This is a genomic window from Ruegeria sp. AM1 (assembly GCF_056540745.1).
Genome location: NZ_JBQFXH010000024.1, coordinates 1 through 9,953, shown reverse-complemented (window position 1 = coordinate 9,953; position 9,953 = coordinate 1). Strand labels below are relative to the sequence as shown.

The following is a 9,953-nucleotide window of genomic DNA, read 5'->3' as shown; positions in this document are numbered from 1 at the left end:
TGAAAGATTGGCGGCGAGTGGCAACCCGATACGACAGGTGCCCAAAGGTCTTCCTCTCAGCCATCGCACTGGCGGCTACCGTCATCTATTGGCTATGAGTCCTGACCCTAGTCGAGGCGCTTGGACGCCTGGGAACATTTCGGAGCACCCCCCTCAACTCATGATCTTCAAAGAACGCCGGCTATTGTCGAGATGGGTTTGAATTGCTGAAATCCTGCTATGATCTTCTGGATTTGAACTGGGCGAATATTGAGGCAAGCAAAAGCCATATCTCTGCAATCGGTAAATTTTTTTCGCAAAATGATGACAAACGTGTTAGGGATATTGGCAGCCATTTAATGGATTCCGGTTTTTCTGCGCTATTGGTGACGGGTAAATGTGGTCCAAAGCTATAATTATTGTTTATTCTGTTTGCGCAATGACATTAGTTGCGTGTGCCCCCCCTGGTTACGAGAAAGCTGCGTTTACGGCTGTGTCCTGGCCGACCTCAGATCAACCCATGTCAATAGCTCAACGCGCTGAAATTGAGGGAAGATTGCGCGCCTTGAACTATTCAAACGAACCCGCTGACGGATTGATTACATCAAGCACGCGCAGTGCCATACGTTCGTTCCAAAGCGACATCGGAGCCCCGGAAAACGGCTTTGTGAGCGCGCAATTGTTGGATGCACTCAGAACTAACACCGCGTTTTTAACAAATGAACAATTAGGGCTGAGCGTACAAACGCCAGCACCAACATCACGCTCTATCGCATCTTCGGTCTCTTCCGCACCTTCAAGCGCCACAACGACTCCGGCAAGTGACCGTGGTGGTGAAGGTAATGGAAGCGGCGGCGGCAATTCAGGAGGTGGTAATAGCGGAGGTAGCGGCGCAGGAGGCGGAGGCGGAGGCGGTTGGAACTGATTGCTGCGTTCCAGCTTGGTTCAGCCCACGCCCTCAGCATCTCCAGATCAAAATTCAACCGCCGGTCTTATAACTCCCCGAACAGAGGGGGTCAGCACCGGCCAATAAAACTGAGGAAAAAACAGAGTTCTGCGTCGATCCTTGCTGATCGGGCAGCCAAAGGGGGACAGTACTGATGTTTGCTATGGGGGTCCGTAGCGATCGCGCAATTCCGCAGCGATCCCATGTCTATTTCACAAGATCTGATCACGGGCTTTGTCCCACCTGAACTGGGCTGTCTGACAGTTCAGTGTGAGTTTGTTTTGATTACGAGAGGGTAGAGGAGAACTCGAAATGTCGTGGACTTTGACAATGCACCAAGTGCACAGCCGTATCTGTTGGTTGGCCGCTCTCTTTTGCATTGGAGTTCTTGCTTGTGCCCTAAATGGCTCTACTGCATCCGCGCTACCTGCTAGTACCGGCCTTCAGAATGAAGCGGTGTCGGCCTTTAGATCGCTGTACCCGGATGTCGAAGACAATTTGACTGGACCTGGATCTACTCCACAGCGTTGTCGTAGTTGCCATCGGCTTAACACTACGGATCCGCGCAATTCATTCGGGGAAAGCTTGGAGGGCTCGGTGCCAACAAGCGCTATTGATTTGCCAAAATGGATTCAAGACGTTGCTGAAAGAGCGACCGATCCGTTTGTCCCAAAATTGAAATCGCCGTCCAGTGCTCGGGTAAAAGCAAAAAACCCTACTGATATCATGTTAGATTATGACAATGGGAACACTGTAAACGGAGGAGTTGCGAGTCTTAACTCTGTGACTTTGCTGTCGGCTCGTTCCGAAGTTTCTCTTTCAAGTTTTAATAAGTTGACTGTCACTCCAGACACTACTGTTGGGCTTAAACAAGGAGAAATATTAAAGGTTCAACCATTACCCAAGAATAATCAGGGCTTTGAACTGTTCACTATACCAGCTTCATCCAATTCCAATGTGAAAACTATCGATTTGGTTGTAAACACGTTGCCAACGCAACTGTCGACAGATGGCGGTTCTGTCGATGACGGCAGCGGAATTTACATCAGTCCCGTGATTAACACACTTTTCAGTGATGCTAACGACGACAACGTTACAGGCTTTGCGAGCGGTGGCATGAGGCCGACAGCGGTTGTTAGTGGAGGGTCTGCTCTGAATATAACGCCAACGTTCGGGTCTGGCGGAAACACGATTCAGTTCGACACAAACGCTTTCAGCGATTTAGTCCCAGGAGAGAGCCGCACGGTGACAATTTCGTTTGAAGCATGGGATAAATTCGACGTCGTTTCTGGCCAACTTGTGGTCACCGTGAACGGTGTTGACAACGCATCGAATTCCAGCCCCAAATTCGATATACGCCAAGTCACAGTTGATGAAGATGAAACTGGCCTGCCAATTCCAATCAATCTGCTCGAAGACAACAACGGCACGCCATACACTGACCCCGACCCAAATGACTCGCTTAGCGTTACCGGCACAGTACCAAATATAAGTAGTTTCCGGGGGATCAGTCGTTCCAATTCGATAGTGACACTGTCAGATTTGTCTTCATTTAATTCGTTGGGCGCTGGTGAAACCGGTACTATTGAATTTGATTATAGTGTTACGGAAACCCGTACCTTTAGAACAGGATTAACTGCAGTTGTCGCCACGACCCCTGTTCAGTTTAAGCTAACTGTAAATGGTATAAACGACCCGCCGACGGTGGACAATTCAAGCATTTCAACAAGCTTGGACGAGTCCGTCATTCGAGCGAACATCGATGTGCTGGATTTGGCAGGAGCATCTGATGTTGACGCGAATGATACACTGCGGTTGGAAAACTTGCGCAACCTTGTTCTGCCACCGCAAGTAACGTCCCTCGCGTCACCGGGCCAGTTTCGGATTTCCAGCAGTGGGACTCTTGTTGAGCTTCAACCAAGTTTCGATACCGCTTTAGCAACCGGTCAGTCAGTCGCTATGACTTTCGAAGTCGATGTGGTCGACGGTAGCGGCGCATCCGTTCCGATCAGAGTTGCCGTTAACATTTCAGCCGTGATGGCGGGTCATGGCGCGCTTGCAGGGCGATATGCTAACAATTTGAAAGACAGGTATCCGCTGTCGAATTTTCAGCAGGCATCGACACCTGGGTCGGCAGCCTGCTTTACGTGTCATATCCCCGATCCACCAAACAACGACGCGCTTTTCTCTGCAAAGCCCAATTGTGCTGATCCAAATGCCTTCACTTGGTATGGTCAACGGCTTTGCGAAACCAACAGAGGCGGAGAGTTCTTTGCAAGGCTTACAGCAGTCGAGGATGAGTTTGCACCAACGATCACAGAAACAGACCTGATCCGCGACTTTCTCGAAACTGATGTAGGAGTCCAAAACCCCGATCCGATCGAAACCGATCCGGGTTTCCGTGTTGATCGCAGGGGCTCAGGCTCCGGCGCTGTGCCCTCAACGATCCACTCTTACTTTATTGAAGACAACATCGGAGGAGCGTTTACGATCTCAGCTGCGGGCCGCGTGACCCTTGCCAAACGCGTTGCACCCGGAACGTACCCGCTGCGCGTTCTTCCAAGGAATATCGCAGGGTCAAAAACGGCAGGTGGGTCTATCCGAAACGTTCCGGGTTTCTACCCGCTCAACAAAGGCTTTACGGTCCTAACCGTAGTGGTGGCAGAGGCTGCACCTGTCACTGTCGCCGACGACGCGAATACTTTCGAGGATCAACCGGTATCTATCGCCGTTGTCGCAAACGATGTCGGCGGTTCGCCATCTCGTATTTCGCTGGACTCGAGTCCTGCGAACGGCTCGGCCGCGATCAATGGGCTAAGTGTGTCGTACACGCCGGCGCCAGGGTTCACCGGGCAAGACAGTTTCACCTATAGCTCGGAAAACGGAGCCGGTGTTTCGGCGCCAGCCACGGTCACGATCACCGTCGTCGCACAAGGCGGCGTTTTGGCCAAAGATGACAAAGCGGTGACAGTCACGAGCGGCAGCGCGCGTATTGATGTCTTGGCCAACGACGTTGGCGTGATTCGACAAGGCGCAAATGCAACTGTCGTCACAATCTCTGTGCCGCCGGATCCAAGTACCGGCAGCGTCAGTGTCGACGGTCAATCTGTCACGTTCAATGCCGCGTCCGGATTTACCGGTCGGGCTCGATTCAGGTACAACGGAGCCAATCCCGGCCTTTCCGGTCTCGGTGGATCATCGGCGGAAGTTGTCGTCGAAGTGTTGCCTACCGGTTCCGGTGTCATTGCCAATGCTGTTCGCGACCCAGAATTGCGCCGCGTCGCACAGAGTTTCGAGCAAAGCTGCGTCGGTGCGACGAACCAGGAATTTCTTAATGCTTGCGTCAATTTGACGGCTGCGGCGCTTAATGGAGAAGATATTGAAAATGCGATGCGAGCCCTTCGCAACGAAGAACATTTTGCCACAGTTGATGTTGCCCAGACCATGGCCCGTGATCTTGGGCGCGGGATATCCAACCGTATTCGCAACTTGAGAAACGGGGGTGTACGCGGGTTCGACATCAGCGGCGTCAACGTAACGATGTCCGGAGAGAGCATTCCGACGCAGCTATTTAGCAACCTTGTTCGCGGCACGCTCGGGCTTTCGCCAGAGGACCAATTGGCCGGTTCTCCTTGGGGATTCTTTGTCGCTGGCGATTTTTCCTTCAGCGAAAGGGATAGTACAACCAATTCGGAAGGCTTCGAAAGCCGGGCAGCCAATATTCTCGTTGGGCTAGACTACAGGCCAAGCGAGTCGAGAGCTATTGGTGCTGCTATTGGGTACACGGATGCAGACACTGATTTCTCTGATGGTGGGGGCTTGGACAGCAAAGCCTATCAGGCATCCGTCTACGGGTACGCTGATGATTGGATAGCTCCTGGGATAGACTTCGATGGCTATGTCACTCTTGGCACTGTTTCATACGACAGTGATCGTGGCATCCAGTTCCAGGCGAACGGATTATCAGTCGATGAAAGCGCTCAGGCCGATTTTGATGGCACTTACATCAACATCGTACCAACAATCTCTTATGTTCAAGGCCTCGGCAAATATGGCGATTCACTTGAAGAAGTGACATCGGGAACAGAATTGAGGTGGATAGTTGGGCTTGACTACCTTCGTTTGAAAACAGACGCCTACACTGAAACCGGTGGTGGTGGTTTGGCTTTGAACATTGAATCCGAGACCTACGACTCATTGCAGCTTGTTTTTGGTGTGAATGCAAGCAGACCGATTTACCTGGCTCGGCAGGTCAAGGCAGAGCTAAGGGGGGGGCTGACGGCTCGTGGAGAGCTTTTGGACGGTACCCGTTATGTAACTTCGAGTTTTATCAATGCGGGAATCGGCGCGCCGTCGTTTACTATTTCAGAGGACGGTTCCAATGGTATCGGCGGAACCATCGACCTGGGATTGTCCGTTGATCTGTACCTTGGCCAGCTGGATCTTGATTACGCATATGATTTTTCTAACGACGGGTTTAGCTCGCATGCTCTGTCGATAGGGTATCAAAAGAGCTTCAGTGACCGAAGTGACTTGAGTTTGGGATTCCAGCAAGACTTCACGGATTCCTTCGATTTGCAAGGCCAATACGAACTAAGGTTTTAGTTTCAGGACTTCGCCAATAGGGTGTACTGGTCATACGGTTTTACTCAGGTTACCTAATGTCAACAATTTGGAGCAAATCCTCCGACTTCTAGTTGGATCAGGGTCTAAGCGACCAATCGTGATTTAACGTTCCCTCTTGAGAATGATTAGTAGCCAGCCGCGAAGCTCATTTTCCAGACGGAAAAGGCGACAATGAGAACTTCGAAAAAGCAGTCGCGGTGCCCGGTGCGGCTGGTTTGTGTTTCACTTTGTCTTCCCTGCTAGTTCGGTGTGTAACAAATCGGCGTAAACGTCGGCGTTGATGCCGTGCCAAATAGCATAAATGTTACAGTGTCCGATACAGTTATCTCGTTGCGCCGCTTCTTTCCGCCATATCGGTAATCCAACATTGAAAACAAAGGCAAAACTCAGATCCCGTTGTGGCGCTGAAATACCCCATCTACTCACATTCCTTCTGCTCCTGTTCCTGCTTTGTATGGGGTATTATGTTACCGTGAACGTGCGCAGGGCAGAAAATGAACACCTCACAAGAGCATAAGCCACAGGCAGCAAAGGCAGAACGCCTTTCACCTCAGGACCAGTTTTCCGGGGAAGAACTCAACTCCATGTTGGGCGATGACGCGGCGTTGGTTCACAGCGGCCATGTCCAATACTGGCGGTTTCATAACACTGTGGGTCAGTTCAACGCAGCGGCACCCCGCAACGTCTGGCATATGGACTTGCATATCCAGAATGAGGATTGGAAGGTCGTCGCAAGTGACGCTAAGCGCATCCTGAATGCCTTCTGGGACGCCCAACAGCCCGAGTACGTAACTGCATCAAGCCCCGCCTATTGGCCGACCGTCGTATTGATGCAGACAATTGGCCTTCAACAGGTTGGCGTTTTGCCCTTAGCAGACGGCCCCACAATCCTTTGGGGGTGGCGGCAATGTCATTGATGAGCGCAATCAATAACGATCCAACTTGGAATGTGCCGACACCCTTTTCGACAATCGAGTTGCCTTCTGGGTGGCCCAGCAGGTCGAGGGTTGCCGGGCTTTCTGCTGGTTCTTGCTGTGTGTCGGTGGGGCTCCCCAATTTTGGGGAGAGACCTGAAGATCGGCCTGCCATTCAATAATGGTGGAAAATGGATTGCACCGCCGCCACCTCACGGAAAGTCAGCGTTCAATGGTTGCTGCGAAGCGGGCAAAACTGTCACATGGCGGCGATCGAGTATCTGACCAAGCGGCAAGTTTGCCTGTTGGTCCTACGCAAGCGCAAGCGGCAAAAATGTTTAAAGGATGCAAATTTGCACCCTTCTCGTTCACAAGTCGCTGAACCGCTTTCTAGCGGGAAATAGCGGGCATCAGGCGCGGACTTAGGCCCGCTTCAAACATTTTTCCCGAAAAACGGACAAAAAATGCACAAAGTTTTGATATGCAAGGAATCGATATACGGATAAGTATTTGATTTTATTGGCAGGGGCAGCAGGGTTCGAACCCGCGACCTACGGTTTTGGAGACCGTCGCTCTACCAACTGAGCTATACCCCTGTGATGCGCTCCCAGATATGCCAGCCGCGCGGCGGACTCAAGAGGCTTTTTTAGATTCCTCACCTCTAGCCCGAAAGACAAACAAGTTGCGCATGACGCGCAGTCCTATAAGACAGAGGTCTGCTGGTAACTAGGACCCGTGACGTGAGTATCCGCAAGAAAATCGCAGACAGCGAAGCCGTCCTGAACTGGGCCGCGCGGCGGATCGCGGGGTATATCCGCCTGGTGCACCGCAACACCCGCTGGCAGCGCATCGGGTACGAAGAGTTGGATCAGCTGGCGCAACAGGGCGAACCGGTGATCGTGGTTCTGTGGCATCAACGCCTTGCGCAGTCCCCTTACTTCTTTCCGCTTGAGACCGGTCGCATCTGTTCGATCACCTCGGCGGCGCGCGCAGGCAGCATGGTGGGACGCGTACAACGCCTGTTCGGCATGGACACCATTGCCATGTCCAGCCACAAGCGCCACGTTGCACTGTCGCGCGAGGTTCTGGGCAAGATGAAACAGGGCATCTCGATCGGGATTGCCGCAGATGGGCCGCGCGGCCCCGAGCGTATCTCATCGACCGTTCCGCTGATCTGGGCGCGCACCTCAGGCAAGCGTGTCTTTGGCATCACCTATTCCGCCCGTCACGGGCGCGAGGCGGGTACGTGGGACCGTCTGCTGATGCCGCGCCCCTGGCGAAATCAAGGGGTCTTCCTGTGCCGGGAATGGACGGAAACGGTCCCGCGTAAAGCCACCGAAGAACAGATCGAGGAGCTGCGGCAGAGCCTTGAGGATCACATGAACCAGATCACCGCCGAAGCCGACCAGATGGTTGGACGCGCGCCGTGGCAGCCCGCAGACGGATAGACAGCTTCGCCAGATTCACCAGATCAGAGACCTTGCCCGGCTGACAGCCTGCCCCTTTGGGGCCGCAGCAACTGCTCAGCTATAGCGGACGCGCATCTTGATCGCCTGAAACATGCGTCCCTGCGCGATCAATGCCGACATGAAATCATCCAGATAATCTTCGGATAAACCGGCCTCGATGGCACTGTCGAACATCTCTTCAGCCGCATCGAACTGCTGTTCCTCCACCAGAATCAACGCGTTGATATATCTCGAATAATAGCTGTCTGGCTGATACGATAACGCCTGATCAATCGCGCTGCGGGCTTCGGCAATTTTTTCAAGCTCAAGCGCGATCTCGGCGTGCAGGCGGAAATCGTAGTGGTCTGCATCCTCAGTCTCGACGCTGCGGCGAATGATCGCCAGCGCCGTATCATACTCTGCATCATCAAACAGCAGACTCGCCTGCCAGTAGGTCAGATAGTTGCTGACACCTGCGCGCGCCTCTGCCTCGTCCAGCACCGCATGCGCGGCCGAGCGGCGCCCCAGTTCAGAAAGCGCACGTGCCTTGCGCACATACCCATCGGCACTGTTGGGGCGGGCATCGATAACCAGTTCGGCGTCTTTGAGCGCCTGCTTGGGACGATCCAGCATCAGCAGGATCAGGGATCGGCGCGACAGGGCCGATACATAGTTCGGGCTCAAATCAAGCGCGCGGTTGACATGGGTCAGCGCCTCATCCCAGAGATCCTGTTCGGTCAGAACATAGGCCAGACCGTATTCGGCATTGGCGTCCTCGTCATCCAGCTCAAGCGCCGAATTGAACAGTTCGGTCGCCGCATCGAACTGGTGATCATAGGTCAGCGCCCAGGCCAACTCTCTGATGCCCCAGCGGTATTCCGGGTCAAGCGCCAGCGCCGCACGCATGTAATTCTCGAATTCCTCGAGATCGATCTGACCGTCCCAGCGCTGGCTGGCGGCCAGACCCGACAAATTGGGGGCCGTTGGTTTTTGCGCAACGGCTTGCCGAAAATACTCGGTCGCAGCGGTATAGTCGTCCTGCATGTAGAGCACCCAGCCAACCCCTTGCAGGCCGGGCTCTGCCTTCGGGTCGATGGCCAGGATTTGTTCAAAAACGCCCCGAGATTGCGCCAGCTCATCCAGGTCAAAATACGCCCAGGCCAACCGGTCCAGCATTTCGATCCGCTGCGCGTCGGAGGCGTCCGCCTCATCCAACGCGTGTTGGCAGATTTCGACCAGCCGTTCCGGCGTGTCCGCCTGTTCGATACAAGCGGAGGCATAGGTTGACTGAGAGTTGGTCAAAAGGGGCTTGGCCGCCGCATTGCTGCCGAGCGTTGCGCAGGCAAGCAGCAGGGCACTCGCATATGCGGTCGGTATAAGAAAATTATGGGTCATATTAGGTCGATCCGAAATGTTGTTACGCGATCTGTAGCAATTGAATGCGCCGGGAAAAAGACTTTTGCCCGAGATGTTTGCACGGCCCCGCCCTGCCCGCGTTGCGCCCTGTGGCCAAGGGCTGTCGCACTCGCTATAGCCGGCGCACATATCAATGACATAGTGAGACCACCCTGATGATTGAACGCATCGACATCACTGAACGGGCATCGAGCATCGTGAAACACAACGGCGTTGCCTATCTGAGCGGCCTTGTCGCCGAAGGCGATACGATTCAAGAGCAGGTGCGCGACTGCCTGCAGCAGATCGATGTGCTATTGGAAAAAGCCGGGTCATCACGCGAGAAAATGCTGCGGGTGACAATCTGGCTGGCCGATATGAAGGATTTCGCCGGTCTGAACGAGGTCTGGAACGCGTGGGTGCCCACCGGACACGCCCCTGCCCGCGCCTGTGGCGAATCCAAACTGGCGCGCCCCGAGTTGAAGGTTGAGTTCATCGTAAACGCGGCCTACGATTGAGATTGAGCGTAATGCCAAGACAAAAGGCCGCCCCTTTGGGACGGCCTTCTTTAGTTTCCTTACCGAGTTGCTCTCGGCAGATTTTCCTGTGGAAAATCGCCTGCCGCAACCAGGCGCGACACGCGCG

7 protein-coding genes, 1 tRNA gene and 1 pseudogene are annotated in these 9,953 nt (G+C 53.8%); 6 read left to right on the top strand and 3 right to left on the bottom strand.

All coding sequences use genetic code 11. The features are described 5' to 3' along the window. A pseudogene (locus ACR0I7_RS19780) lies at positions 1–98 on the top strand (IS5/IS1182 family transposase); the annotation flags it as partial. A gap of 69 nt (positions 99–167) precedes the next feature. Here the strand turns inward: ACR0I7_RS19780 and ACR0I7_RS19775 are convergent. Beyond that, positions 168–335, bottom strand: a complete 168-nt coding sequence (locus ACR0I7_RS19775; protein ID WP_480514054.1) for a hypothetical protein — start codon at positions 333–335, stop codon at positions 168–170. Positions 336–376: 41 nt separating this feature from the next. Between ACR0I7_RS19775 and ACR0I7_RS19770 the strand changes: the two genes are divergently transcribed. The 3 genes from ACR0I7_RS19770 to ACR0I7_RS19760 all read left to right on the top strand — a co-directional run bounded on the left by ACR0I7_RS19770 (position 377) and on the right by ACR0I7_RS19760 (position 6,468). Then, entirely contained in the window at positions 377–904 is a 528-nt protein-coding gene (locus tag ACR0I7_RS19770) for a peptidoglycan-binding domain-containing protein (RefSeq protein ID WP_480514052.1), read from the top strand. A 618-nt stretch (positions 905–1,522) separates the two neighbouring features. After that, complete coding sequence (locus ACR0I7_RS19765; protein WP_480514050.1) at positions 1,523–5,530, top strand: autotransporter domain-containing protein; 4,008 nt, start codon at positions 1,523–1,525, stop codon at positions 5,528–5,530. 515 nt (positions 5,531–6,045) lie between these two features. Further along, on the top strand, positions 6,046–6,468 hold the full coding sequence (locus ACR0I7_RS19760; RefSeq protein ID WP_480514048.1) for a hypothetical protein: 423 nt from the start codon (positions 6,046–6,048) through the stop codon (positions 6,466–6,468). A gap of 517 nt (positions 6,469–6,985) precedes the next feature. Here ACR0I7_RS19760 and ACR0I7_RS19755 read toward each other — a convergent pair. Continuing rightward, positions 6,986–7,061, bottom strand: a tRNA-Trp gene (locus ACR0I7_RS19755). Positions 7,062–7,205: 144 nt separating this feature from the next. On the opposite strand from ACR0I7_RS19755, the gene ACR0I7_RS19750 reads away from it, so the two are divergent. Further along, complete coding sequence (locus ACR0I7_RS19750; RefSeq protein WP_480514046.1) at positions 7,206–7,913, top strand: lysophospholipid acyltransferase family protein; 708 nt, start codon at positions 7,206–7,208, stop codon at positions 7,911–7,913. A gap of 75 nt (positions 7,914–7,988) precedes the next feature. On the opposite strand, the gene ACR0I7_RS19745 is transcribed toward ACR0I7_RS19750, so the two are convergent. After that, positions 7,989–9,308, bottom strand: a complete 1,320-nt coding sequence (locus tag ACR0I7_RS19745) for a tetratricopeptide repeat protein (RefSeq protein ID WP_480514044.1) — start codon at positions 9,306–9,308, stop codon at positions 7,989–7,991. 176 nt (positions 9,309–9,484) lie between these two features. Here ACR0I7_RS19745 and ACR0I7_RS19740 point away from each other — a divergent pair, with 176 nt between their 5' ends. Next, positions 9,485–9,826, top strand: coding sequence for a RidA family protein (locus tag ACR0I7_RS19740; RefSeq protein ID WP_480514042.1), 342 nt, complete (start codon positions 9,485–9,487; stop codon positions 9,824–9,826). The last annotated feature ends 127 nt before the right edge of the window (positions 9,827–9,953 follow it).

Coding starts and splice junctions, on each gene's coding strand:
- ACR0I7_RS19775 (WP_480514054.1), bottom strand. CDS start 335: ATGGCTGCCAATATCCCTAACACGTTTGTCATCATTTTGCGAAAAAAA.
- ACR0I7_RS19770 (WP_480514052.1), top strand. CDS start 377: ATGTGGTCCAAAGCTATAATTATTGTTTATTCTGTTTGCGCAATGACA.
- ACR0I7_RS19760 (WP_480514048.1), top strand. CDS start 6,046: ATGAACACCTCACAAGAGCATAAGCCACAGGCAGCAAAGGCAGAACGC.
- ACR0I7_RS19745 (WP_480514044.1), bottom strand. CDS start 9,308: ATGACCCATAATTTTCTTATACCGACCGCATATGCGAGTGCCCTGCTG.
- ACR0I7_RS19740 (WP_480514042.1), top strand. CDS start 9,485: ATGATTGAACGCATCGACATCACTGAACGGGCATCGAGCATCGTGAAA.